Origin of the sequence: Microlunatus ginsengisoli (assembly GCF_039537205.1) — a bacterium.
Lineage (GTDB): Bacteria > Actinomycetota > Actinomycetes > Propionibacteriales > Propionibacteriaceae > Microlunatus > Microlunatus ginsengisoli.
In genome coordinates, this window is sequence record NZ_BAABAB010000010.1 from 48,164 (window position 1) to 73,656 (window position 25,493).

The following is a 25,493-nucleotide window of genomic DNA, read 5'->3' on the forward strand; positions in this document are numbered from 1 at the left end:
CTCGACTGCTTCGGGGGAGGCAGCCTGGGGTTGGATCCCGCGGGTGAGCTGGCCGGGCTCGGACACCAAGGTGTCCGGTCCCGGCCAGTTTGCATGTCCACGAGTACGCCCGCGCCGCGCGGGCACGGCGCGCTGGCGCCGGCCGACGCCGTACCGGTCAGATCGCCGGCGATCGCTCGAGGGTGAGCTCGACCATCGGCAGGCCCTCGACCGGATGCCCGACCGCCTTCTCGATGCCGCCTCGGAGCCGGCGCCAGGCCGCTGGATGGTTCCGGGCGTAGCGGACCAGCACCTCGTTGCTCTCGGCCTCGCCCATCGGTCGAGCCGTCGCCGCGACATCTCGATCGCGTCCGCTGCTCACCCGGCAACGCGGATCGGCCAGCAAGTTGCGATACCACTGCGCCGTCGCGCCGAATCCGCTGACGACGACCAGCCGGTCGGCGCGAGGCCGCTCGACGGCCTCGAGGCAGACATAGCGCGGTTGTCCCGACGTTCGCCCGGTGTGCTGGAGCATCAGCATGCGCGGGCCGAACAGCCATCCGAACCCGTGGCGATAGAGCGTGATCGGTGCGCGGACCAGGGATCGGGTCGTCAGCACCTTGGCCGTCAGCGAGCCGAGTACGTCCACCCGGTCAGGCTAGGCGAGGCACCGCAGGTGGCCTTTCCTGCGGCGGGTTGTCGCCCGGCGTCGTGCGCCGATAGCGAACAGGGCGGCCGTCGCCGTCGCAGTGTCAGTTCGGCCAGGTAGGTTCACATTCGTGGAACGAACTCTCTCACCGCGCGCGGCGGGGCGCAGCCCGGGCATCGGAATGGACGACAACGTCTACCAGGCTCTGCTGCAGAACCGGATCATCTTCCTCGGCTCCGAGGTCAAGGACGAGAACGCGAACGCGATCTGCGCCCAGATGCTCCTGCTGAATGCGGAGGATCCGCACAAGGACATCTACCTCTACATCAACTCTCCCGGTGGCTCGGTCGACTCCGGGATGGCGATCTACGACACCATGAACTGGATCTCCAACGACGTCGCTACCGTGGCCATGGGCCTGGCGGCGTCGATGGGCCAGTTCCTGCTCTGCGCCGGCACGAAGGGCAAGCGATATGCCCTTCCGCACAGCCGGATCATGATGCACCAGCCGTCGGGTGGCCTCGGCGGCACCGCGAGCGACATCCGGATCCAGGCCGAGCAGTCGCTGCACATCAAGTCGACGATGCAGCGGCTGATCGCCGAGCACACCGGCCAGACCCTCGACCAGATCGAGGCCGACTCCGACCGCGACCGGTGGTTCACCGCCGAGCAAGCCCTGGGCTACGGGTTCATCGACCACGTGTACACCCAGGCGGCCCAGATCCCGTCCGATCAGGCGCCCAACCAGTGAGGCCAGTGAGGAACCCGATGAACAGCTACGACCCGTATGCCCACCTGGCCGGCATCCCGATGCTGCAGTCGCGCGAGTTCGCGCCGACGATGGACTACTACATCCCGCAGTGGGAGGAGCGCACGTCCTACGGGATGCGCCGCATCGATCCGTACACCAAGCTCTTCGAGGACCGGATCATCTTCCTCGGCACGCCGATCTCGGATGAGATCGCCAACGCGGTGATGGCTCAGCTGCTGTGCCTACAGCAGATGGACTCCGAGCGGCAGATCGACATCTACATCAACTCTCCGGGTGGCTCGTTCACCGCGCTGACCGCCATCTACGACACGATGCGCTACATCAAGCCCGACGTGAGCACCGTCTGCCTGGGTCAGGCGGCCTCGGCCGCAGCCGTCATCCTCGCGGCGGGCACCCGGGGGAAGCGGCTCGCGCTGCCGAACAGCCGGATCCTGATCCACCAGCCGGCCACCGAGGGCGGCTACGGTCAGTCCTCCGACATCGAGATCCAGGCCCGCGAGATCCTGCGGATCCGCTCGCTGATGGAGGAGATGCTGGCCACCGACACGGGCAAGTCCCCCGACGAGGTCAGCCGCGACATCGAGCGCGACAAGTACCTCACCGCAGACCAGGCGAAGGAGTACGGGATCATCGACGAGGTGCTGACCTCGCTCAAGGCGGTGCCCGTCTGATCCTCGCGCGAGCGCGCCGCCGAGCGGATGCAATGTGCTCCACATCTGATCGGCGGCGGGCTAGTGTGTAGAAACCAGCGGCGGATCGCGGACCAGTGCCGGTCTGAGTTCCATCACGAGGAGGTCTTGTGGCACGCATCGGAGAGAGCGGCGACCTGCTGAAGTGCTCGTTCTGCGGAAAGAGCCAGAAGCAGGTCAAGAAGCTCATCGCCGGTCCCGGCGTGTACATCTGTGACGAGTGCATCGACCTCTGCAACGAGATCATCGAGGAAGAGTTCTCGGAGAACTCCGAGGTCGGCCTGCTCGAGGAGCTGCCCAAGCCGCATCAGATCCGCCAGTTCCTCGATGGCTACGTGATCGGCCAGAACAACGCCAAGAAGGCCCTCGCGGTCGCGGTCTACAACCACTACAAGCGGGTCCAGGCCCAGGCCGCGAACCCGTCCCGGCGCAACGACGACGACGGGGTCGAGCTCGGCAAGTCCAACATCTTGCTGATCGGGCCGACCGGCTGCGGCAAGACCTATCTGGCTCAGACGCTGGCCAAGATGCTGAATGTGCCCTTCGCCATCGCCGACGCGACCGCCCTGACCGAGGCGGGCTACGTCGGCGAGGACGTGGAGAACATCCTGCTGAAGCTGATCCAGGCCGCAGACTTCGACGTCAAGAAGGCCGAGACCGGGATCATCTACATCGACGAGGTCGACAAGATCGCCCGCAAGAGCGAGAACCCCTCGATCACTCGGGACGTGTCCGGCGAGGGCGTGCAGCAGGCGCTGCTGAAGATCCTGGAGGGTACGTCGGCGTCGGTCCCGCCGCAGGGCGGGCGCAAGCACCCGCACCAGGACTTCATCCAGATCGACACCACGAATGTGCTGTTCATCGTCGGCGGCGCGTTCGCCGGGCTCGACCACATCATCGCCTCCCGGGTCGGCAAGCGCCCGCTCGGGTTCAACAACGCGATGGAGTCGCGCAAGCCGGAGTCGGAGGACCCGTTCGCCGACGTCCGTCCCGAGGATCTGGTCAAGTTCGGCCTGATCCCGGAGTTCATCGGCCGGCTGCCGATGATCTCGTCGGTGGCCCCGCTGGACCGCGACGCGTTGATCCGCATCCTGATCGAGCCGCGCAACGCCTTGGTCAAGCAGTTCAAGAAGCTGTTCGAACTGGACGGGGTCGAGCTGGAGTTCAGCGAGGATGCCGTCGAGGCGATCGCGGATCTGGCCCTGCTCCGGGGGACCGGGGCACGCGGGCTGCGGGCGATCCTGGAGGAAGTGCTGCTCAACGTGATGTACGACGTGCCGAGCCGGGAGGACATCGGCCAGGTCATCATCACCGCCGAGGTGGTCAAGGACAACGTGCTGCCGACCCTGGTGCCGCGGGAGAAGCTGGTCAAGCGCGAGCGGCGCGAGCGCTCCGCCTGAGCGGCGCCCACTGACCGCCCGTCCGGCGATCGGGTGGGCGAGAATCGGCTCATGCAGACGTGGGTGGTCGACCGTCCGGGCTCGATCGACGGATCGCCCCTCATCCGGATCGAGCGCGAGCTTCCGAAACCGGGACCCGGGCAGGTGCGGGTAGCGATCTCCTGCTGCGGCGTGTGCCGGACCGACCTGCATCTCGCCGAGGGTGACCTCGCGCCGAAGCGGCGCCAGGTTACGCCCGGACACGAGGTGGTCGGCCGGGTGGCTGCGCTGGGTGACGGCGCGGCTCGGTTCGAGGTCGGCGACCGGGTCGGGGTCGCGTGGCTGGGACGGACCGACGGCAGTTGCCGGTTCTGCCGTCGCGGCGCGGAAAACCTGTGTACCGACCCGACCTTCACCGGCTGGGACGTCGACGGCGGCTATGCGGACGCGTGCCTGGTGGACGAGAGCTACGCGTACGCCGTCCCGGACGGCCTGGAGGACGAGGCCGCGGCACCGCTGCTGTGCGCCGGCATCATCGGCTATCGGGCTCTGACCAGGGCGGACGTACCTCCAGGCGGGAGGCTCGGGATCTATGGGTTCGGCGGTAGCGCCCACCTGACCGCGCAGCTCGCGCTGGCGCAAGGGCTGCGGGTGCACGTGCTGACCCGCGGCGAGCACAACCAGCAACTGGCCCGCGAGCTCGGCTGCGACTCGGTCGGCGGAGCGGCCGACACGCCGCCGGAGAGGCTCGACGGCGCGATCATGTTCGCCCCGGCCGGGGAGCTCGTTCCGGTCGCGCTGCGGGCCCTCGACCGCGGAGGGACCGTAGCGATGGCCGGCATCTGGTCCTCCGACATACCGGCGCTGGACTACGCCGAGACGCTGTTCCAGGAGCGGCGGCTGGTCAGCGTGACGGCCAGCACCCGCGAAGACGGCGAGACCTTCCTTGCGCTGGCCGGTCGGCTCGGCGTCCGTGCGACCACGGTCGGCTATCCGATGGCCAGTGCGCTCGACGCGATGCGCGACCTGAAGCACGGCCGGTTCGGCGGCGCGGCCGTGCTCCACAACTCCTGACTCTCGGGACCACCGGCGACCCGGCCAACCTCGCCCTCCTCCCGGAAACTGTGCGGCTGTTGCAGCGACACGCCGGTGAGCGTTGCGACAGCTGCACAGTTTCCGGTGACCGGGCCCGGGGTCCCCCGGGAAGCGGGGAACCCGACCCGGGGGTACCGACCCGGGGGAGGGGCCCGGGAATCAGCTCATCTTGAAGTAGCGCTTGTAGTGCCGGTTCTGCCAGTCGGTCAGGTTCAGGCCGGCGCGGGAGGCGGCGGCGCGGATCCGGGCGTCGATGTCGGCGTCGGCGCCGGGGAACGTCACGTCGGTCGGGACCGGGGTCGGCTCGGGGGTCGGCACGGTCAGCGGCAGCAGCTGGGTGCAGTCACCGTCCTCGCTGAGCAACCGGGTCATCGAGTCGAACGAGAACCAGAAGTGACCGTTCTTGCCCCAGCCGGTGCCCCAGGAGTTGATCGCGTGGAACCGCTCCTTCTCCATGTCGACCCCGACGACCTCGAACTCGTGACCGCCGCGGACGCTGCCGGAGACCGAGACCACGCCGTTGCTGTCGGGGTTGTCGAAGCCGGAGTACCAGTTGACACCGACGATCACCGGGGTGTCCTGCAACGCGTTCTGCATCGCCTCCAGCGTGGTCGCGTGCAGGTAGCCCGAGATCAGCCCGAGGTTCTTGCACACCTTGGCCACGCTGAGCCCGTCCGAACCGGTGTCCGTCGGCGGGTACTCCCCGTCGTACGGATCGATCTTGGTGGCCTCGGAATAGACCTTGACGGCGAACGACTCGTCGAGGGTGGCATGCCCGCTGGGCAGCGCGTCGTAGATCGGCTTGGTGCCCAGGGCGCCGACCGAGGCGTTACCGGTACACGAGCCGAGATCGCCCTGGTCGAACACCGGGACGACCCGCTCGTGCTCGGTGCTCTGCAGCGCACGAGCCGGCGAGCTGACCAGGAAGCGCAGCGAACGCGCGTCGTGGTTCACGTTCCGGCCGAGTCGCCGTCCGGCAACCTGCTCTTCGGCGATGAGGTAGTTGGTCATGGCCCCTCCCTGGGTGGGTGTGATGCGACGGCCGACCGCACGGACCAGGTGCGATCAGCGACAGTGTCTCGCTCGAAAAGACATCTGACGAGGCCGGAAGATACGCATAGCACCGTCATGCACCGACCGCGGTGCCGCTCAGGCCGAAGGAGCCAGCTCCACGTCGATCGCCAGCGGCACGTCCGCTGCCGTCCAGAGCAGTTCGCCGGTCAGCCGCCCGACGGCCCGCAGGTCGGACTCGATCTCCTTCAGCCGGTCCAGTGCATCGGCCGGGCCGGTCAGCTCGGCCCGGCCGACCTCCGTGCGCATCGACACCTTGGCCTGCGACTTCGCTCCCCGGACTGCCGCCAAGGCGATTGCGAGATCGTCCAGCAGCAGGGCGTCACCACCGGTCGCCACCTCCTCGGTGCTCGGCCATGCGGCGGTGTGGATCGAGCCCGGCTGCCACCAGGACCACACCTCCTCGGTGACGAAGGGCATGATCGGGGCGAGCATCCGTAGCAACGCCTTCAGCGCGATCGCGAGCGCGGCCTGCGCGGAGGCAGCGCCCGCACCCTCGCCGTACGCCCGCTCCTTCACCGTCTCCAGGTAGTCGTCGCAGAACTGCCAGAAGAACTTCTCGCTCGCCTCCAGCGCGCCGGTGTAGTCGTACGCGTCGAAGGCGGCCGTCGCCTCCACGATCACGCGCTCCAGCCCGGCCAGCAGCGCCCGGTCCAGCGGATCGGTCACCGCGCTCGTCTCGGCGGCCGCCAAGCCGCCGGGGAAGTCCGAGCCCGAGAAGCTCAGCACGAACTTGCTGGCGTTCAGCACCTTCATCGCCAGCCGCCGGCCGACCTTCATCTCCTTCTCGTCGAAGGGAGAGTCCAGGCCGGGTCGCGCCTTCGCGGCCCGCCAGCGGACGGCATCGGAGCCGTAGCGGGCGAGGATCTCGCTCGGCACCACCACATTGCCGTGCGACTTGCTCATCTTCTTGCGGTCCGGGTCCATCACGAAGCCGCTGATCATGGAGCGGGCCCAGGGCAGCGAGTGGTTCTCGTAGTGCGCCCGCACCACTCGGGAGAACAGCCAGGTGCGGATGATCTCGTGGGCGTGGGTGTTCAGGTCCATCGGGAACGTGAGTGCGAACAACTCGGGATCCCGCTCCCAGCCGCAGACGATCTGGGGGCTCAGCGAGGACGTCGCCCAGGTGTCCATGATGTCCGGGTCGGCCATGAAGCCGCCCGGGACGCCGCGCTGGTCCGCGCGGTAGCCGGCCGGAGCCTGCGAGCTCGGATCGATCGGCAGTTCGTCCTCGCCGGGCGTAATCGGGGCGTCGTAGCGCGGCTCGCCGTCGGCGTCGAGCGGGTACCAGACCGGGAACGGGACGCCGAAGAAGCGCTGCCGAGAGATCAGCCAGTCGCCGTTCAGGCCACCGACCCAGTTGTCGTAGCGGTATTTCATGTGTGGTGGGGTCCAGGCCAGCTCGTCGCCACGGGCCAGCATCTCGGCCTTGATCGCCGCGTCACGGCCGCCGTTGCGGATATACCACTGGCGGGTGGACACGATCTCCAGCGGCTTGTCGCCCTTCTCGTAGAAGTTCGCCTTGCGCTGGGTGGCGGTGGGCTCGCCGAGCAGGTCGCCGGAGTCCCGCAGCCAGCTCACCATCTGCTCGCGGGCGCTGAACGTGGTCTTGCCGGCCAGTTGCTCCCATCGTGCGTCGTCGGCGATCCAGTCCGGCCGGTCTCGCAGGATCCGTCCGTCGCGGCCGATGATCACCCGAGTCGGCAGCTGCAGCTCGCGCCACCACGTCACGTCGGTCAGGTCGCCGAAGGTGCAGCACATCACCAGGCCGGAGCCCTTGTCGATCTCGGCCAGCTCGTGGGTCACCACCGGCAGCTCCACCCCGAACACGGGGCTGGTCACCGTCTGGCCGACCAGGTCGGCGTAACGCTCGTCGTCGGGATGAGTGATCAGCGCCACGCAGGCCGCGATCAGCTCGGGTCGGGTGGTCTCGATGATCGCCGGACCCTTGCCGTCGGCCCGGTGGAACGACACCTTGTGGTAGGCGCCGGGGTAGTCCCGCGCCTCCAGCTCGGCCTGGGCGACCGCGGTCTGGAACGTCACGTCCCACATCGTCGGCGCCTCGGACAGATACGCCTCGTCCCGGGCGAGGTTGCGCAGGAACGCCAGCTGAGACACCCGCACCGAGTCGTCCGAGATGGTCGTGTAGAGGTCGGGCCAGTTCACGCTGAGCCCTACCTGTCGCCACAGCTGCTCGAACGCGACCTCGTCGATGTGGGTCAGCTCGTGGCACAGCTCGACGAAGTTGCGCCGGCTGATCCCCAGCTGGCGCTTCGGGTCCGGCTTGGCCGGGGGAGTGAACGCGGGGTCGTACGGCACGGTCGGGTCGCAGCGCACGCCGTAGTAGTTCTGCACCCGGCGCTCGGTCGGCAACCCGTTGTCGTCCCAGCCGATCGGATAGAACACGTGCTTGCCGCGCATCCGCTGATAGCGCGCGATCAGGTCGGTGTGGGTGTAGGAGAACACGTGCCCCACGTGCAGCGAGCCGGACACGGTCGGCGGCGGGGTGTCGATCGAATACACCTTGGCGCGGGTGTCGGGCCGCACGAACGCGTACGTCCCCCGCTCGGCCCACTGCTGCGCCCACTTGTCCTCGAGTCCCTCCAGCGCCGGCTTCTCCGGTACGACCGGCGCGCCGAGCTGGGGCGCGTCGGGTCGGAGGTCGGCAGGCAGAGAGGTCATGGATCGATCCTAGGAAGAGTCGGAAACCGGCGCCCCACAATATCCGCTGCGGTGCCGCCCCGTCCGCGCCGGAAGACCGCCTGGGTGATCGGTCACGCCGACGACGGTTGCTCCCTCGTCACCGTGGTGGTGTCCCCGCCCCGCTCAGCTTGATCAACTTCGTCCGACGAGGGAGCAACGGTCGTCGGCGACTCGGGAGCTCGCCGCCCGAGCTGCACTGTTAGGGTTGCCTTTCCTAACTGACTTCGCTCGGGGAGAACCGAATGTCGCTGTCTCGTCGCCGCTTGCTCGCCTCGGCAGCCGGCCTGTCGGCCGTGATCGCCGGCCTGTCCGCCTGCAATGCCTCCGCCGGCCCCGAGAACGCTGCCCCGAGCGGGTCGGCGGCGGCCGGCGGGGTGGAGCCGGGGGCGTACCCCGTCACGATCAAGCACAAGTTCGGCGAGACGACGCTGACCGAGGAGCCCAAGCGGGTGGTCACCGCGGGGCTGAAGGAACAGGACGACTGTCTCGCCGTCGGGGTCGTGCCGGTGGCCGCGACGACCTGGTTCGACCTGGACGGCGATCCGCTGATCGGTCGCTGGGCCAAGGAGGCGCTCGGCTCGGCCCAGACCTCGGCGGACCAGACACCGACGAAGCTGACCTACGTCGACAGGCTCGAGTTCGAGAAGATCGCCGCCGCGGCGCCCGACCTGATCGTGGTCATCTACTCCGCGATCAAGCAGGCCGACTACGACAAGCTGAGCAAGATCGCCCCGACCATCGCCCAGTCGGCCGACCACGACGACTGGGGCGTGCCCTGGGACGTCCAGGCGACGATGGTCGGCCGGGCCCTCGGTCGCCCGGCCCTGATGGCGGAGAAGGTGGCGGCGGCCAAGAAGTCGATCGCGGACACCGTCGCCGCGCACCCGGAGTTCGCCGGGAAGTCCGGGGTGGTGGCCACGCCGTGGGAGGGGGTGTTCGTCTACGGCGTCCAGGACCCGAGGCCGCGCCTGCTGACGGAGCTGGGGATGACATTGCCCCCCGACCTGGACAAGGCGACCGGCAGCGCCTGGGGCGGCAACCTCAGTGCAGAGAGGGTCGACCTGCTGGACGTCGACGCGATGATCTGGTTCGTCGAGGGCGAGAACAAGTCCGAGGTGGTGAAGAACAAGGCGTACGCGTCGCTGGCCGTGCACAAGGAGGGCAGGGACATCTTCACCAACCCGGGCGACGGGGTCTATGAGGCGTTCTCGTTCCTCACCGTGCTGAGCATGGGCTATCTGCTCGCCAACCTGGCCCCGCGGCTGTCCACCGCGCTCGACGGCGACCCTGGCACCAGCACCGATCCGGCCTGATCCGGTCGGATCGAGCGAAGGCCCTCGCGCTCCGCCCCCGTCCCCGCCGCCCGTCCCCGTCCCCGTCCCCAGGAAACTGTGCAGCTGTCGCATCCGCCACCGGCGTGTCGCTGCAAGAGCTGCACAGTTTCCGGGGGCGGGGTGGGTGCTGAATAGACTCGGGACGCTATGCCGACCCAGACCCATGCCGAGATCGTCCGTACGCTGACCGGCCGCTGGCCCGAGCACCGGGTCGCGCCCAGTCTCGGCCGGATCCGGGCGCTGACCGAGCTGCTCGGCGATCCGCAGCACGCGTACCCCGTGATCCACCTGACCGGCACCAACGGCAAGGGGAGCACAGCGGCGATGATCGAGTCGCTGCTGCGCGCCACCGGCCTGCGCACCGGCCGATTCACCAGCCCGCACCTCAGCAGCATCAACGAGCGGATCACCATCGACGGCGAGCCGATCAGTGACCGGCGCTTCGACGAGCTGTGGCGCGAGCTGGAGCCCTACGTCGAGATCGTCGACGCGCAGCAGATCGACGGCGTCGCCATGACGTTCTTCGAGATCATCACCGGCATGGCCTTCGCCGCGTTCGCGGACGCCCCGGTTGACGTGGCGGTGCTGGAGGTCGGCCTGGGCGGAACCTGGGACGCGACGAACGTCGCGGACGGGACGGTCGCCGTGGTCACCCCGATCGATCTGGACCATACCCACCTGCTCGGCGAGACGCTGGCCGAGATCGCCGCCGAGAAGGCGGGCATCATCAAGCCGGGCGCGCACGCCGTGCTCGCCGGCCAGCCGGTCGAGGCGGCCGAGGTGCTGCTGGCCCGGTGCACCGAGGTCGGTGCGCTGGTCCATCTCGAGGGGGTCGACTTCGGGCTGATCGAGCGCCGGCTCGGCGTCGGTGGCCAGCTGCTCCGGCTGAACGGCGCCGAGGGACCGGTCGACGAGGTGTTCCTGCCGCTGTACGGCGCCCACCAGGCGGCGAACGCGGCGCAGGCGCTGGCCGCCGTCGAGGCGTTCCTCGGGATGAAGGCGCTCGGCGAGGACACGGTCCGGGGGGGCTTCGCGGCGGTCGAGTTCCCGGGCCGGCTGGAACTCGTCCGGCGCTCGCCGTCGGTGGTCCTCGATGCCGCACACAACCCGCATGGTGCCCGGGCGACCGCCGCGGCGATCGTCGAGGCGTACGACTTCAACCCGTTGATCGGGGTGCTCGGCGTGATGGCCGACAAGGATGTGGACGGACTGCTGCGGACGTACGAACCGGTGCTGGACCGGGTCGTGCTGACCCAGGTCGCCTCGACCTCACGCGGCATGCCTGCCGAGGAGCTCGGCCGGCTCGCGGAGGAGATCTTCGGCCCGGACCGGATCACGGTCGTCTCGCGGCTCGACGAGGCCCTGGAGGAGGCCGTGGCGCAGGCCGACGCCGAGGGTGCCGGGGTTGCGGGCGTCCTCGTCACCGGTTCGGTGGTGCTGGTCGGCGAGGCCCGCAACCTGCTGGTCCGCGAGTCCGACGAGTCCGACGACGAGGACGAGGACGAGTGAGATCGTGCTGAGCGCCAAGAACCCGATGCGCCGGGTGCTGATGATCACCTTGTGCTTCGAGGTGATCGTGTTCGGGCTGGCGGTGCCGGTGATGCACTACGTGTCGTCGGTGCCGCTGGAGCAGGCGGCGCTGCTCGGCGCTGGAGCCGCCCTGCTGGCGATCGTCAGTGCCGCGCTGATGCGCTCCCCGATCGGGTACGTCCTCGGCTGGCTGACTCAGGTCGCCGGCCTTGCGCTCGGATTCCTCACCCCGTCGATGTTCGCCGTCGGCGCGATGTTCGCCGCCATCTGGGTGGTGACGGTCATCCTCGGCCGCAAGCTCGACGCGAACGCGGCCGCCTCGCCGGAGGGCGAGCGTCGGTAGACGGGGCGCCCGGGGAGTGAGGAGGGATGAGTGAGGGCGCTTTTTCCTTCACGAAGACCGACGAATCGATCCGGTGAACGCGCGCCGTCGCGCGAGCCCGACCATCAAACCGGAGGGCGAGCGTCGGTAGACGGGGCGCCCGGGGAGTGAGGAGGGATGAGTGAAGGGCGCTTTTTCCTTCACGAAGACTGACGAATCGAGCCGGTGAACGCGCGCCGTCGCGCGAGCCCGCATCAACCCGCGGAGGCGAGCAGGGGAGCCGCGTCGGCGGCGTCGATGCCCTCGGTCAGGTCGAACGCGCTGCCGCGCTCACCGCCGGCCTCCAGGGTCGGGTTGTCCAGCAGCGCGACCATCCCGTCCGCCGAGACCCCGGCGGCGCTCAGCGCCTGCGCGAACGTCCAGCCGGTCGCCGAGCCCTCCGCGCCGAAGAACCGGTTCAGCTCGGCCAGCCCCTCCAGCGGTCCGGCGGACATGTGCACGCCGTTGAAGTTGTAGCTGACCGTCTCCAGCCCGAACGACGCCGGGTCGGCGAACAGCCGGCCACGGATCGATGCGCTGTCGGCCTTGGACGGGTCGGTGGTGCCGATCAGGTCCGAACGCAACGCCGCCCAGGTGGTCGGGCTGCTGCAGTGCAGGAACGCGCACACGGTGTCGTCGGCGGTGAAGAAGCTGAGCTGGCGCGGGTGGAAACCGTTCAGGATGACGACCGGGGAGCCGTCGACGTTGACCTGGCCGCCGTATGTTCCCGGTCCGAGCCGCTCCACCTCGGCGTTCGCGAACAGCACGCCGAGGGCGTACGGGCTGAAGTCGGGGTACTCGGCCAGGAACTGGTGACCGCCGAGCACCGCCGCGGTCTCCAGCAGGTCGCCGTAGGTCTCGGTCAGGGCGGCCTCGGCCGGCTCCGTCAGCGCCGGGCGGCCCAGCCGGGAGATCTTGTTGATGACGCCGTAGTGATCCTGCATCGCCCCCGACGCCTCCAGCTCCGGGCCCGTTCGGGTCATGGTGGAGTGGACGGTGACGTCGTACGCGGCCAGCAGTTCGGCGAACAGGTCCCAGACCTTGTCCAGGTCCGCGCCGGTCAGCCGGCCCAGCTCGGGCTTGCTGAAGATGACGAACTCGTTCCCGGCGGGGCTGGCGTCGCTTCCGGGAAAGCGGGCGGCGACTGCGGCACGGACATCCTCTGCGGTCATGGCCGTAAGCCTGCCGTGTGGTCGCGGACGCAGGCAACTCGCCCCTCCGTGCCGGACTCCTCCGCCGCGCCCCTTCCTCGGCGAGCGCGGAAACTGTGCGGCTGTTGCAGACCCAACCGGCGTGTCGCTGCAACAGCTGCACAGTTTCGGCCGGAGGTGCCGGACCGGGAGCGGCTAGGGAACCGGGTGGGAGACCGACCGGTTGCCCCGAGGCGATGTTGCCCCACTCGATAGGGTCGAGGTCTCGTCCGCCCGCCCACCCGAACGACGAGAGGCAATCGTGATCCTCCTCATCGCCGTGCACTTCCTGGTGGCGTGTGCCGCACCGTTGCTCACCCGCCTGCTCCGGCATCGTGCCTTCTTCGTGCTCGCGCTGGCCCCGGCGGCCGCCTTCGTCTGGTGCCTGACCAAGGCGCCGATCGTGCTGGCCGGTGGGACGGTCGACGAGCACGTCGGCTGGATCCCGTCGCTGGGCATCGAGCTCTCCGTCCGGATCGGGGTGCTGCAGTGGGTGCTGGCGCTAATCGTCAGCGGCGTCGGAGCGCTGGTCCTGGTCTATTGCCGCTGGTATTTCGCCGGCGCCGAACCGCCCGCCCGGACGGCCGGCGTGCTGACCGCGTTCGCGGGGGCGATGCTCGGCCTGGTCACCGCGAACGACCTGATCGCCCTCTACGTCTACTGGGAGCTGACCACCGTCTTCTCCTATCTGCTGGTCGGCCACAACCCGGCCCGCAGCGCGAACCGGCGGGCGGCGCTGACCGCGCTGATGGTGACCACGTTCGGCGGGCTGGCGATGCTGATCGGGATCGTCATGCTCGCGCACGCGGCGGGGACGTACGAGATCTCCGCGATCCTGGCCGACCCGGCGATCACCCACAGCCGAGACGCGATCGTCGTGGCCGGGGTGCTGCTGCTCCTGGTCGGCGCGATCTCCAAGTCTGCCCTCATCCCGTTCCACTTCTGGCTGCCCGGCGCGATGGCCGCACCGACCCCGGTCAGCGCCTACCTGCACGCCGCGGCGATGGTGAAGGCCGGCGTCTATCTGGTCGCGCTGCTGTCGCCGGCATTCGCGGACCTGCCGGGCTGGCGGCCGGTGATCATGCTGCTCGGCGCGGCGACCATGATCCTCGGCGGCTGGCGGGCGCTGCGACAGCTGGACATCAAGCTGCTGCTGGCCTACGGCACGGTCAGCCAGCTCGGGTTCCTGATCGTGATGTGCGGGCTCGGCACCCGGTCCGCCCAGCTGGCCGGGATCGCGCTGATCATCTCGCACGCACTGTTCAAGTCGGCACTGTTCCTGGTCGTCGGCATCGTGGACACCCGAGCAGGCACCCGCGACCTGCGCAAGCTCTCCGGGGTCGGCCTGGCGATGCCCTGGGTCGCCGGCACGGCTATCGTCGCGGGCGCGTCGATGGCCGGCATCCCGCCCACGCTCGGCTTCACCAGCAAGGAGAGCGCCTTCGAGGCGCTGAGCTATCTCGCCGAGGGCGACGGCACGCTGGTGCCGGTGCTGCCGGGGCTGCTGCTTGCGGCGGCGGTGGTGGCGGGCTCGGCCCTCACCGTCGCCTACACGCTGCGGTTCCTCTGGGGCGCTTTCGCCACCAAGGACGCGGTGCCGGACACCGCCGTGTCCCGGGTCGGTCCGATCGCGGTGGTGCCCACCGTGCTCGCGGCGGGCACGCTGGTCGGCGGATTCGTCGGGCACGCCCTGACCGCGGCGCTGCAGCCCGCGGTGGACCTGGTGGCTGTCGGTCACGAGAGTCACGGCATCGCGCTCTGGCACGGGCTCGGTGTCCCGCTGGCGATGTCGGCGATCGCCTGGCTGGTCGGCGCCGTGATGTTCGTCGGCCGCCGGTTCGTCGCCCGGCTGCAGTCCAACGTGCCGCACGTGCCCGACGCCGAGGAGGTCTATCAGCAGCTGATGCGCGGTCTCGACCGGCTCGCGGTCGAAACCACGGCGCGCACCCAGCGCGGCTCGCTGCCGATCTACCTCGGTGTCATCCTGCTCGTGCTGGTGGCCCTGCCCGGCGGCGTGCTGCTGTTCGTCCGGGACTGGCCGGCCCCGCCGATGCTGGCCGACACCGTCGGCCAGGTGCTGGTTGCGCTGGTGATGGTGATCGCGGCCGTGCTGGCCGCGACGTCGCGCGGGCGACTCAAGGCGGTCGTCCTGGTCGGGGTGACCGGCTACGGCACCGCGCTGCTCTTCGTGCTGCACGGCGCGCCGGATCTCGCCCTGACCCAGGTGCTGGTGGAGACGGTCACCCTGGTGGTCTTCGTGCTGGTGCTGCGCAAGCTGCCCAAGTACTTCACCAACCGGCCGCTGCAGGTGACCCGCTGGTGGCGGATGGTGGTCGCGGTGCTGGTCGGCTTCACCGTGTCCGGGATCGTCCTGCTGGCCAGCGGGTCACGGATCGCCGAGCCGGTGTCGAAGGCCTACTACGAGGCGGCGTACGAGTTCGGCTACGGCAAGAACATCGTCAACGTGACGCTGGTCGACATCCGGGCCTGGGACACGATGGGCGAGATCTCGGTCCTGGTCGTCGCCGCGACCGGCGTCGCCAGCCTGATCTTCATCCGTCGCCGCTACGTCGGCGAGCGGCCGATGCGGGTGGATCGGGTCCGCCGCGAGGGACGCTCGGAGGTCCGGCACCCGCACTCCCTGTCCAGCCGGAGCACCTGGCTGCGCGGCACCGAGGCGCTGTCCCCGCTGCGCCGGTCGGTGGTGTTCGAGGTGATCACCCGGCTGCTGTTCCCGGTGATGATCATGTGCTCGCTGTACTTCCTGTACGTCGGCCACAACGCGCCCGGGGGCGGCTTCGCCGGCGGCCTGATCGCGGGGTTGGCGCTGATCATCCGCTACCTGGCCGGCGGCGCGCACGAGCTGGACGAGGCGGCCCCGGTCGACGCCGGCCGGGTGCTCGGCGTCGGCCTGCTGGTCGCGGCCGCCGGAATCCTGTGGCCGGTGCTGATCGGCGGCAAGATCGGGCAGAGCTACGACGCGGCGATCCGGCTGCCCTGGCTGCAGGACGTCACGCTGCCCTGGGGCGCCCCGCTGTTCGGCGAGTTCCATCTGGTCACCTCGGTCTTCTTCGACATCGGGGTCTATCTCGTGGTGATCGGGGTCATGCTCGATCTCGGTCGCAGCCTCGGTTCGGGCATCGACCAGCAGGAGATGGACAACCGGACGCCGAGTCCGGTCTCCTCGGGTCCACGAGCCGGCGTCACCTCCAGGCCGCCGGCCGGCCGGGTCCGTGGCGCCGAAGGCGGTGCCGGATGAACGCGAACCTCACCCTCGTGCTGGTCGCCGCGGTCCTCATCTCGGCCGGTGTCTATTTGCTGCTGGAACGTTCGCTGACCCGGATCCTGGTCGGCGTCCTGCTCGCCGGCAACGGGGTCAACATCTTGTTCCTGGTGGCCTCCGGCGAGGCCAAGGGGGCGCCCATCATCGGCACCAACCCGGCGGACGGGATCAGCGACCCGCTGCCGCAGGCGATGGTGCTGACCGCGATCGTGATCACGCTCGGGGTGGCGACCTTCCTGCTCACCCTGGCCTATCGCAGCTTCCAGCTGGAGGGCCACGACGAGGTGCGCGACGACGTCGAGGACGCCCACATCCGGGCGCTCGCCGACTCCGATCTCGCCTCGCAGTCCTACGACGACGTGGACAGCTCGCTGCCGTCGGAGGACGACGAGGAGATCGAGTTCGAGGTGGTCCCCGACGACCAGCCCGACTACGGCGAGGAGGAGGTCGACGAGGACGAGCTGATCGACGCCGCCGACCCCGACGACGATCTCGACGACCTCGACGAGCCTGATCACCCGGGCGACGACGCGGGCGTCGCCGGTCGCCCGGAGCCGACGGACGGCCGCGGCGGTGAGCTGCCGTGAACAACCTGAACAACCTGCTCCCGCTGCCGGTGCTGCTGCCGTTCATCGGCGCCGGTCTCGCGCTGGCGCTGGGGCGGCACCCGCGGGCCCAGCGAGCCGTGTCGACCCTGGTCCTGGTGGGCGTGATCGTGGTCGAGGCTGTGCTGGTCTATCTGACCGACCGGGACGGCGCGTTGGTGCTGTGGGTCGGTGCCTGGCCGGAGCCGCTCGGGGTGGCGCTGGTGGCCGACCGGCTGAGCGCGCTGATGCTGTTGGTCTCCTCGATCGTGACCCTGACCGTGCTCGTGTTCTCGATGGTCCAGGACATCGACGAACGCAAGCGCGAGACCCCGGTGTCGATCTTCCACCCGACCCTGCTGATCTTGTCCGCCGGCGTCTCGAACGCCTTCCTGGCCGGCGACCTGTTCAACCTGTTCGTCGGTTTCGAGATCTTGCTGTTCGCCTCCTACGTGCTGCTCACCCTCGGGGGCACCGGGGCCCGGGTGCGGGCCGGGACGACGTACGTCGTCGTCAGCGTGCTGTCCTCGATGCTGTTCCTGATCACCATCGCGAGCATCTATGCCGCGACCGGCACGGTGAACCTGGCCCAGCTGTCCGTCCGGCTGGCCCAGCTGCCGCAGGACACCCAGCTGGTGCTGCACCTGATGCTGCTGGTGGTGTTCTCGATCAAGGCGGCGGTGTTCCCGCTGTCGGCCTGGTTGCCGGACTCCTACCCGACCGCACCGGCTCCGGTCACCGCGGTGTTCGCCGGCCTGCTGACCAAGGTCGGCGTGTACGCGATCATCCGCACCCAGACCCTGCTGTTCCCGGAGAGCCACCTGACCTCGCTGCTGATGTGGGCGGCGCTGGCGACGATGATCATCGGCATCCTCGGCGCCATCGCGCAGGCCGAGATCAAGCGGATGCTGTCGTTCACCCTGGTCAGTCACATCGGATACATGATCTTCGGGGTCGCGCTGGCCAGCACCGCCGGCTACGCGGGCGCGATCTTCTACACCGCCCACCACATCACGATCCAGACCACGCTGTTCCTGGTCACCGGACTGATCGAGATCCGCGGCGGCTCGACCTCGTTGAACCGGCTCGGCGGGCTGGCCGCGGTGTCGCCGGTGCTGGCGGTGCTGTTCTTCATCCCGGCGATGAACCTGGCCGGGATCCCGCCCTTCTCCGGCTTCGTCGGCAAGGTGGGACTACTGCAGGCGGGCGTGCAGTTCGGCACACCACTGGCGTACGTGCTGGTGGCCGGTGGGGTGGCGACCAGCCTGCTCACCCTGTACGCGATGGCGAAGGTCTGGAACCGGGCCTTCTGGCGCGGTGGTCCGGAGCCGGACGAGCACGGCCGGGTCGCCGAGGGCAGCCGGATGCCGGTCGGGATGGTGGTGACTGCGGCGGTGCTGGTGGCGATCGGCGTCGGGATCACCTTCATCGCCGGCCCGCTGTACGCGTACACCCAGCGCGCGGCGGTCGACCTGACCAGCGAGACGGCGTACGTCAACGCGGTGCTGGCCCCGGAGGTGCGGCAATGAGCGACCCGAGGCCGGCCGGTGATCGCGTCGTGAACGAACGGAGGTGGGGGCGATGAACGCGCGGCGGACGTACGGCATGCAGTGGAAGATGATCGTCATCCTGACGATCGTCTGGGTGCTGCTGCTCGGCAAGGTGACGATCGGCACGATCGTGGCCGGCTTCCTGCTCGGGCTGCTGGTGACGGCCGTCTTCCCGCTGCCACCGGTGGAGTTCCACGGGCGGTTCCACCTGATCGGACAGCTGAAGCTGGCGTTCCGGCTGGTGCTGGACCTGGTCCGGTCCAGCTTCTCGGTGGCGCTGCTGGCGTTCCGGCGCGAGACCCCGAAGAGCGCCATGGTCCGGGTCGACCTGCGGTCGGACTCCGACCTGTACCAGACCCTCACCACCGAGCTGGTCTCGCTGGTGCCCGGCAGCATCGTGGTCGAGGCCCGCCGGAGCACCAGGACGCTCTATCTGCACGTGCTGGACGTCGACCGGTTGAGTGATCTCGAACCGGCCCGGCAGGCGGTGCTGGATGCCGAGGCCCGGGTGATCGAGGCGTACGGCTCGGCAGCGGAACGCGCGGCCGTCCGGGAGCGGAGGAGCCGATGAGCGAGGTACGAGTGGTCATCATCGTGGTGGCGATGGTGCTGCTGACCGTGGCGGCGCTGCTCGTCCTGGTGCGGATGGCCAAGGGCCCGAGCACGCTGGACCGGGTCGTTGCCGCGGACGTCATGCTGGCCGTGGTGATCGCCGGCCTGGGGCTGGAGGCGGCGCTGAACCGGCACGGCACCACGGTCCCGATCATCCTGGTGCTGTCGCTGCTGGGCTTCGCCAGCGCGCTCAGCATGGCCCGCTTCGTGGCCGACCGGGACAAGGCGCGCAAGTGGGACGTACCCCCGGAGGCGGCCGGCTTGTTCGATCGGGCGGCGGGCCGGCGGCCGGACGACACCGGCCAGGGTCCCGGCGAGGGGACCGAGCGATGAGCTGGAGCCTGGTCGCGGACATCCTCGGCGCACTGTTCCTGCTGCTCGGCGCGCTGCTCTGCTTCGCTGCGGCGGTCGGCCTGCTGCGGTTCCCGGACGTGCTCAGCCGGATGCACGCGGCGACCAAGCCGCAGACCCTGGGGCTGCTGCTGCTGGTGGCCGGCGTCGCCCTGGAGGTCCGCCAGCCGAAGGTGCTCGGCCTGCTGTTCCTGGTCGCGGTGCTCCAGCTGCTGACCGCACCGGTGTCGGCGCACATGGTCGGGCGGACGGCGTACCGCACGCATCAGGTCGACGACGACTCCCTGATCGCCGACGAGCTGGCCGACGACCTCGCCCGGGCGGGCTTCCGCCGGGTCGACAGCGACGACGTCCCGGATGCCGTCGCCGACCCCGACCGCGAGGCCTGACCCTCCACCCCCCGGAACCCTCCACCCCCGGAACCCTCCACCCCCCGGAACCCTCCACCCCGACCGGAAACTGTGCGCCTGTTGCAGCGACACGCCGGGGCGGACTGCGGGAGCTGCACAGTTGCCGGCGGCGGGAGGGGGTGTGGGGGCTGCGCAGTTCCGGAAGGGTGACGGGCAGCGGGGGAGTTAGCATCGCTAAGTATGAGCGTTGCTGTCGCCGAGGCCCCACCGGCCGCACCCGGACGTACGCCCCCGGTGCTGCGCCGGATCGCCGGCCTGCTGGCGCCGTACAAGGGTCCGATGTTGCTGGTCCTGCTGGCCGTGGTGGTCGCCGCGGTGCTGACCTCGATCGTGCCGTTCCTGACCCGGGCGGTGTTCGACGACGCGTTGTTCCCGACCGACGGCGGCCCGGTGAACCTCGGACTGCTGGTCTGGCTGGTGGCGGGGATGATCGCGATTCCGCTGGTCACCGCGATGATCGGGATCGCCCAGAACTATCTGACCACCAAGATCGGCAACTCGGCGATGGCCGATCTGCGCAGCGCGCTGTTCGCCCATCTGCAGCGGATGGAGCTCGCCTTCTTCACCGCCACCAAGACGGGCGCGATCCAGTCCCGATTGGCCAACGACGTGGCCGGGGTCAGGACCGTGCTGACCGACACCGCGACCACGATCCTGCAGAACTCGGTGACCGTGGTGTCGGCCTTCATCGCGATGATCCTGCTGTCCTGGCAGCTCACCGTGATCACGCTGATCCTGATGCCGTTGTTCGTCTTCATCCAGGTCCGGGTCGGCCGGCGGCGGCAGCGGTTGGCCCGCCGGACCCAGGAGTCGCTGTCGGAGATGACCGCGATCACGGAGGAGGCGTTGTCGGTCTCCGGAATCCTGCTGGCCAAGGTGTTCAACCGGGCCGAGGCGGAGACCGAGCGCTATCGCCTGGAGAACCAGAACCAGACCCGGTTGCAGCTCGAGGCGGCAATGACCGGCCGGGCGTTCTTCGCCATCGTGCAGACGTTCTTCGCGATCACCCCGGCGCTGATCTATCTCGTCGCCGGGTTCTTGATCACCGGCAAGATCGGCGCCGGCTCCGACCTGCTCACCGCCGGCACCCTGGTCGCCTTCACCACCTTGCAGGCGCGGCTGCAGATGCCGCTGGTGCAGCTGATGCGGGTCACCCTGGACGTCCAGACGTCGCTGGCCCTGTTCGGCCGGATCTTCGAGTACCTCGACCTGGAGCCGGCGATCGTCGAGCGCCCGGACGCGCACCCGCTGCCGGCGTCCCACCACGGCGGCCGGATCGAGTTCGACCACGTCTGGTTCCGTTACCCGGAACCGCGGACCCTGGCCGGCGCCACGCCGGCGGGGCCCAGGTTTGCTACGGTCGCCGCGACCGAGGGTGCTGAGCTGGTCGAGGAGACCGAGACCGCCGAGCCGGTCGAGTCCGCCTTGGACGGCTGGACGTTGCGCGACGTCGGCTTCACCGTCGAGCCGGGCCAGATGGCGGCCATCGTCGGACCGTCGGGCTCGGGCAAGACGACCACGACGTACCTCGTGCCGCGGTTCTACGACGCCACCGAGGGCGCGGTCCGGATCGACGGGATCGACGTCCGCGACCTCACCATGGGCTCGCTGGCCGAGGCGGTCGGCATGGTCACCCAGGAGCCCTATCTGTTCCACGGCACGATCGGCGACAACATCGCCTACGCCAGGCCGGGGGCGACCCGGGCGGAGATCGAGCAGGCGGCGCGCGACGCGAACATCCACGACCGGATCATGAGCTTTGCCGACGGCTACGACACGATCACCGGCGAGCGCGGCTACCGGCTCTCGGGCGGGGAGAAGCAGCGGCTGGCGATCGCCCGGGTGCTGCTGATGAACCCGCGGGTGCTGATCCTGGACGAGGCGACCAGCGCGCTGGACACCGAGACCGAGCGGCTGGTGCAGGAGGCGCTCGACCGGGCCACCCGCGGACGTACCACCATCGCGATCGCGCACCGGCTGTCCACCATCCAGAACGCCGACGTCATCTTCGGGCTGGAGGACGGGATCTTGGTCGAGCAGGGCACGCATGCCGAGTTGCTGGCTCGCGGCGGCCTGTACGCCCGGCTCTACGTCGAGCAGTTCGGCTCGGGCCAGGTGGAGGGCCGGTTCACCGACGGCGTGCTGTTCGCCGACGGCACCAAGATCTGCGAGCGGCCGGGTCGCCGCGCCGACGTCGCCGTCTAGTTTGTGCCGGGCTCGCGCCCGCGGTGCCGCGCCCTCCCGTCCGCGACCGCCCCCAGCCCGCCCGTCCCCGGCCCGCCCGTCCCCGGAAACTGTGCGCCTCTCGCAGCTCCGATCGGCGTGTCGTTGCGACAGCTGCACAGTTTCCCGGGACGGAGGGCGCCGATTAGGGTGGGTGCACGATGAGCACCATGACCACGCCCGCCGATGCGCCCGAGTCGCTGTTCCCGCGGCTCGAGCCGCTGCTGGCGCGTGTCTCCAAGCCCATCCAGTACGTCGGTGGCGAGCTGAACTCCGTCGTCAAGGACTGGGCGGCCTGCGACGTGCGGTGGTGCTTGATGTATCCCGACGCGTACGAGGTGGGCCAGCCGAACCAGGGCGTCGCCATCTTGTACGAGGTGCTGAACGAGCGGGCGAACATCCTGGCCGAGCGGACGTACGCCGTCTGGCCGGACATGGAAGCGCTGATGCGGGAGAACGGCGTGCCCCAGTTCAGCCTGGACACCCATCGTCCGGTCGGCGCGTTCGACGTGCTCGGGGTGAGCTTCGCGACCGAGCTCGGCTACACCAACCTGCTCACCGCGATCGACCTGGCCGGCATGCCGCTGCACGCCGTGGACCGGCGGGAGCAGGACCCGATCGTGCTGGCCGGTGGCCACGCCGCGTTCAACCCGGAGCCTATCGCGGACTTCGTCGACGCCGCCGTGCTCGGCGACGGCGAGGAGATCGCGCTGGCGATCTCGGACGTGATCGCGGAATGGAAGGCGGAGGGCCGGCCGGGGGGCCGGGACGGGCTGCTTCTCCGGCTGGCGGCGTCCGGCGGGGTGTACGTGCCGAAGTTCTACGACGTCGACTACACCACCGACGGCCGGATCCGTCGGGTGATCCCGAACCGGCGCGGGGTGCCGCCCCGGATCGCCAAGCACACGGTGATGGACCTCGATCAGTGGCCGTACCCCAAGAAGCCGTTGGTGCCGCTCGCCGAGACCGTGCACGAACGCTACTCGGTGGAGATCTTCCGGGGCTGCACCCGGGGCTGCCGGTTCTGCCAGGCCGGCATGATCACCAGACCGGTGCGGGAGCGGAACATCCAGACCATCGGCGCGATGGTGGCCGGCGGGATCGCGGCCACCGGGCTGGAGGAGGTCGGGCTGCTCAGCCTGTCCAGCGCCGACCACTCCGAGATCGCCGAGATCACCCACCAGCTCGCGGATCGCTACGAGGGCAGCAATGTGTCGCTGTCGTTGCCGAGCACTCGGGTGGACGCGTTCAACATCGACCTGGCCGACGAGCTGTCCCGCAACGGCCGCCGCTCCGGGCTGACGTTCGCCCCCGAGGGCGGCTCGGAGCGGCTGCGCAAGGTGATCAACAAGATGGTCAGCGAGCAGGACTTGATCAACACCGTGGCGGCCGCCTTCGCCTCGGGCTGGCGGCAGGTGAAGCTGTACTTCATGTGCGGGCTGCCGACCGAGACCGACGACGACGTGCTGGCGATCGCCGACCTCGCGAAGAAGGTGATCGCCACCGGCCGGGAGGTGAGCGGTCGGCGCGACATCCGTTGCACGGTGAGCATCGGCGGCTTCGTCCCCAAGCCGCACACCCCGTTCCAGTGGGCCGCGCAGGACTCGCACGAGGTGATCGACGCCCGTCTCGCCAAGCTGCGGGACGCGATCCGGAGCGACCGGCAGTACGGCAAGGCGATCGGCTTCCGCTATCACGACGGCAAGCCGGGCACGATCGAGGGGCTGCTCAGCCGTGGCGACCGCCGGGTCGGCGCCGTGATCGAATCCGTCTGGCGCGGCGGCGGCCGGTTCGACGGCTGGAGCGAGCACTTCTCCTACGACCGATGGGCATCGGCCGCCGGGAGCGCGCTGGCCGGGACCGGAGTCGACCTCGACTGGTACACCACCCGGGAGCGTGAGCAGGACGAGGTGCTTCCCTGGGACCACCTCGACTCCGGGCTGGACAAGGACTGGCTGTGGGACGACTGGCAGGACTCTCTGGACGAGGTCGAGGTCGACGACTGCCGCTGGACCCCGTGCTTCGATTGCGGCGTCTGCCCGCAGATGGGCACCGACATCCAGGTAGGACCCACCGGCCGGAAGCTGCTGCCGCTGACCGTGGTGTAGCGATCTCGGATCCGCTGGAGCGATTCGGATCCCCTGCAACGGATCCGGATCGCCACAGGGGATCCGAAACCGGGTGGGGGATTGGACGCGGGGCGCCTAGGGTTGGCGTCATGGCCGCGACGCAGACGGGCTGGATCGAGATCACCGACGTCGAGTCGCTGGTGGAACTGGTCGGCACCCCGCTGCCGCGGGTCCGGGACAAGGTGCGACAGGCGCTGCACGACCTCGACCGGCAGTGGCTCGCCGCCTCGCCGTTCTGCCTGATCGCGACGTCGGCGCAGGACGGCAGCTGCGACGTGTCGCCGAAGGGCGACCCGGCCGGTCAGCTGGCGTACGTCCTCGACGACCACACCATCGCCATCGCCGAGCGGCCCGGTAACCGGCGGGTGGACGGCTACCAGAACATCCTCTCCAACCCGCACGTCGGGCTGCTGTTCATGATCCCCGGCCGGGGCGACACGCTCCGGATCAACGGCCGCGCCCGGCTGGTCGCCGACGCGCCGTTCTTCGACCAGATGATCGTCAAGGGGCATCGCCCGATCCTGGCGCTGCTGGTCGAGATCGAGGAGGTCTTCCATCACTGCGCGAAGGCATTCCTGCGCTCCCAGCTGTGGCAACCGGAGACCTGGACCGACCCGGTTCCGCCGCGGCCGGTGATCGCCCACGAGCTGGACGCGAAGGACCAGAGTGTCGAGCAGCTGACCACCTACTACGGTGAGCAGTACGCAGCCAAGCTCTACGCCCCCTGATCCGTCCACCTGGGAGTCCGCGATGCCCACCATCTCTGCGCAGGTCACGACGAGCAAGCCGCCGGAGGAGGTGCTGCGAATCCTGACCGACTTCTCCCCGGCCCGCGCCGACGCCTGGCCCGGCGTCGACCTCTCCCACCTCCAGGTGCACGACTCCGGCGAGGACTGGGTCGAGGTCACCGAGGGCAACGACGTCGGCTGGGAGCGGGAGCGCTACAGCTGGGACGCGGCCGCCGGCACCGTGACCGCCACCACCGTTGACTCCAACCTGTGGGCGCCAGGCAGCCGGTGGGACTACACGTTGACGCCGTCGGGCACCGGCACCACGGTGGACGTCACCGTGCACCGGACCGGCAAGGGTGTGAAGGGCAAGCTGGTCGGCGTCCTGCTGCTGGTGATCGGCAAGAAGATGATCACCGGCGGGCTGAACTCGGCGCTCAATCCGAGCTGATCAGCTCCAGGGTCGCCCGATCGGGCCCGTCGAAGAACGCGCCCAGCACGGCGGCGAACTGAGGTTGGCCGGAATCGGCGGCAGCGAAGAGGGTCATCGACGAGCGCAGCTTGATCGCGTCGATCCCGCCGAAGATCTGCTCGGCGGATCGATCGCGATGGTCGAGCACGGCCGCCGCGCACTCGACCAGGCGCGGCCCCAGCACCGGATGGGCCAGATAGGCCCGCACCTCGTCGAGCGAGGAGATCGCGTACGTCTGGGCCATCGAGCTCCGCCCCAGACCGGCGATCTGGGGAAAGACGAACCACATCCAGTGGCTCGTCTTGCGTCCGTTCCGCAGCTCACCCAGGGCATCCTCGTACGTCCCGCCCGAGTCCTGCGCGGAGACGAACCGGCCCAAGTCGTACGCGTTTGTCATCT

22 protein-coding genes are annotated in these 25,493 nt (G+C 69.5%); 17 read left to right on the top strand and 5 right to left on the bottom strand.

Annotation, left to right across the window (positions count from 1 at the left end):
- Positions 1-157: 157 nt before the first annotated feature.
- Positions 158-628: a nitroreductase family deazaflavin-dependent oxidoreductase gene (locus ABD747_RS07440; protein WP_344802959.1), complete on the bottom strand. Its 471-nt coding sequence runs from the start codon at positions 626-628 to the stop codon at positions 158-160.
- Positions 629-758: 130 nt separating this feature from the next.
- On the opposite strand from ABD747_RS07440, the gene ABD747_RS07445 reads away from it, so the two are divergent.
- The 4 genes from ABD747_RS07445 to ABD747_RS07460 all read left to right on the top strand — a co-directional run bounded on the left by ABD747_RS07445 (position 759) and on the right by ABD747_RS07460 (position 4,542).
- Complete coding sequence (locus ABD747_RS07445; RefSeq protein WP_344802961.1) at positions 759-1,379, top strand: ClpP family protease; 621 nt, start codon at positions 759-761, stop codon at positions 1,377-1,379.
- Between the two features lie 59 nt (positions 1,380-1,438).
- Positions 1,439-2,071, top strand: a complete 633-nt coding sequence (locus tag ABD747_RS07450; RefSeq protein WP_344803576.1) for an ATP-dependent Clp protease proteolytic subunit — start codon at positions 1,439-1,441, stop codon at positions 2,069-2,071.
- Between the two features lie 128 nt (positions 2,072-2,199).
- Positions 2,200-3,489 carry an ATP-dependent Clp protease ATP-binding subunit ClpX gene (clpX, locus tag ABD747_RS07455; RefSeq protein ID WP_344802963.1) on the top strand — a complete coding sequence of 430 codons (1,290 nt, stop codon included), beginning with the start codon at positions 2,200-2,202 and terminating at the stop codon, positions 3,487-3,489.
- Positions 3,490-3,540: 51 nt separating this feature from the next.
- Positions 3,541-4,542 (top strand): zinc-dependent alcohol dehydrogenase family protein, encoded by a 1,002-nt coding sequence (locus ABD747_RS07460; RefSeq protein WP_344802965.1) that lies wholly within the window; start codon positions 3,541-3,543, stop codon positions 4,540-4,542.
- 180 nt (positions 4,543-4,722) lie between these two features.
- Here the strand turns inward: ABD747_RS07460 and ABD747_RS07465 are convergent, their stop codons facing one another.
- Positions 4,723-5,574, bottom strand: a complete 852-nt coding sequence (locus ABD747_RS07465) for a C1 family peptidase (RefSeq protein WP_344802967.1) — start codon at positions 5,572-5,574, stop codon at positions 4,723-4,725.
- A 138-nt stretch (positions 5,575-5,712) separates the two neighbouring features.
- Positions 5,713-8,316 (bottom strand): valine--tRNA ligase, encoded by a 2,604-nt coding sequence (gene valS, locus ABD747_RS07470; protein WP_344802969.1) that lies wholly within the window; start codon positions 8,314-8,316, stop codon positions 5,713-5,715.
- A gap of 263 nt (positions 8,317-8,579) precedes the next feature.
- Between valS and ABD747_RS07475 the strand changes: the two genes are divergently transcribed.
- From ABD747_RS07475 to ABD747_RS07485, 3 genes are all read left to right on the top strand, one after another.
- Positions 8,580-9,650 (top strand): ABC transporter substrate-binding protein, encoded by a 1,071-nt coding sequence (locus ABD747_RS07475; RefSeq protein ID WP_344802971.1) that lies wholly within the window; start codon positions 8,580-8,582, stop codon positions 9,648-9,650.
- Positions 9,651-9,818: 168 nt separating this feature from the next.
- The gene (locus tag ABD747_RS07480; RefSeq protein WP_344802973.1) at positions 9,819-11,180 is read left to right on the top strand and encodes a bifunctional folylpolyglutamate synthase/dihydrofolate synthase; all 1,362 of its coding nucleotides are present in this window, start codon (positions 9,819-9,821) and stop codon (positions 11,178-11,180) included.
- A gap of 4 nt (positions 11,181-11,184) precedes the next feature.
- Positions 11,185-11,544, top strand: coding sequence for a DUF4233 domain-containing protein (locus ABD747_RS07485; RefSeq protein WP_344802975.1), 360 nt, complete (start codon positions 11,185-11,187; stop codon positions 11,542-11,544).
- Between the two features lie 233 nt (positions 11,545-11,777).
- On the opposite strand, the gene ABD747_RS07490 is transcribed toward ABD747_RS07485, so the two are convergent.
- The gene (locus tag ABD747_RS07490) at positions 11,778-12,734 is read right to left on the bottom strand and encodes a hypothetical protein (protein ID WP_344802977.1); all 957 of its coding nucleotides are present in this window, start codon (positions 12,732-12,734) and stop codon (positions 11,778-11,780) included.
- Between the two features lie 280 nt (positions 12,735-13,014).
- On the opposite strand from ABD747_RS07490, the gene ABD747_RS07495 reads away from it, so the two are divergent.
- The 10 genes from ABD747_RS07495 (at position 13,015) to ABD747_RS07540 (ending at position 25,073) form a co-directional block, all read left to right on the top strand.
- Positions 13,015-16,011: a Na+/H+ antiporter subunit A gene (locus ABD747_RS07495; protein WP_344802979.1), complete on the top strand. Its 2,997-nt coding sequence runs from the start codon at positions 13,015-13,017 to the stop codon at positions 16,009-16,011.
- Entirely contained in the window at positions 16,008-16,622 is a 615-nt protein-coding gene (locus tag ABD747_RS07500) for a Na(+)/H(+) antiporter subunit C (RefSeq protein WP_344802981.1), read from the top strand. The genes ABD747_RS07495 and ABD747_RS07500 overlap by 4 nt, the downstream gene beginning before the upstream one ends.
- A complete protein-coding gene (locus tag ABD747_RS07505) occupies positions 16,619-18,148 on the top strand; it encodes a Na+/H+ antiporter subunit D (RefSeq protein ID WP_344802983.1) in 1,530 nt (509 codons plus the stop codon). Before ABD747_RS07500 ends, ABD747_RS07505 begins: the two co-directional genes overlap by 4 nt.
- 52 nt (positions 18,149-18,200) lie before the next feature.
- Positions 18,201-18,740: a Na+/H+ antiporter subunit E gene (locus tag ABD747_RS07510; RefSeq protein ID WP_344802985.1), complete on the top strand. Its 540-nt coding sequence runs from the start codon at positions 18,201-18,203 to the stop codon at positions 18,738-18,740.
- A complete protein-coding gene (locus ABD747_RS07515) occupies positions 18,737-19,114 on the top strand; it encodes an MrpF/PhaF family protein (RefSeq protein WP_344802987.1) in 378 nt (125 codons plus the stop codon). Before ABD747_RS07510 ends, ABD747_RS07515 begins: the two co-directional genes overlap by 4 nt.
- The gene (gene mnhG / locus ABD747_RS07520; protein WP_344802989.1) at positions 19,111-19,521 is read left to right on the top strand and encodes a monovalent cation/H(+) antiporter subunit G; all 411 of its coding nucleotides are present in this window, start codon (positions 19,111-19,113) and stop codon (positions 19,519-19,521) included. The genes ABD747_RS07515 and mnhG overlap by 4 nt, the downstream gene beginning before the upstream one ends.
- 201 nt (positions 19,522-19,722) lie before the next feature.
- Positions 19,723-21,747, top strand: coding sequence for an ABC transporter ATP-binding protein (locus tag ABD747_RS07525; RefSeq protein WP_344802991.1), 2,025 nt, complete (start codon positions 19,723-19,725; stop codon positions 21,745-21,747).
- A gap of 188 nt (positions 21,748-21,935) precedes the next feature.
- Positions 21,936-23,873 carry a TIGR03960 family B12-binding radical SAM protein gene (locus tag ABD747_RS07530; protein WP_344803578.1) on the top strand — a complete coding sequence of 646 codons (1,938 nt, stop codon included), beginning with the start codon at positions 21,936-21,938 and terminating at the stop codon, positions 23,871-23,873.
- Between the two features lie 110 nt (positions 23,874-23,983).
- Positions 23,984-24,622 carry a pyridoxamine 5'-phosphate oxidase family protein gene (locus ABD747_RS07535; protein ID WP_344802993.1) on the top strand — a complete coding sequence of 213 codons (639 nt, stop codon included), beginning with the start codon at positions 23,984-23,986 and terminating at the stop codon, positions 24,620-24,622.
- A 22-nt stretch (positions 24,623-24,644) separates the two neighbouring features.
- Positions 24,645-25,073 (top strand): SRPBCC family protein, encoded by a 429-nt coding sequence (locus ABD747_RS07540; RefSeq protein ID WP_344802995.1) that lies wholly within the window; start codon positions 24,645-24,647, stop codon positions 25,071-25,073.
- On the opposite strand, the gene ABD747_RS07545 is transcribed toward ABD747_RS07540, so the two are convergent.
- Positions 25,060-25,491 carry a DUF1810 domain-containing protein gene (locus ABD747_RS07545; RefSeq protein WP_344802997.1) on the bottom strand — a complete coding sequence of 144 codons (432 nt, stop codon included), beginning with the start codon at positions 25,489-25,491 and terminating at the stop codon, positions 25,060-25,062. The genes ABD747_RS07540 and ABD747_RS07545 overlap by 14 nt on opposite strands.
- Between the last annotated feature and the right edge of the window lie 2 nt (positions 25,492-25,493).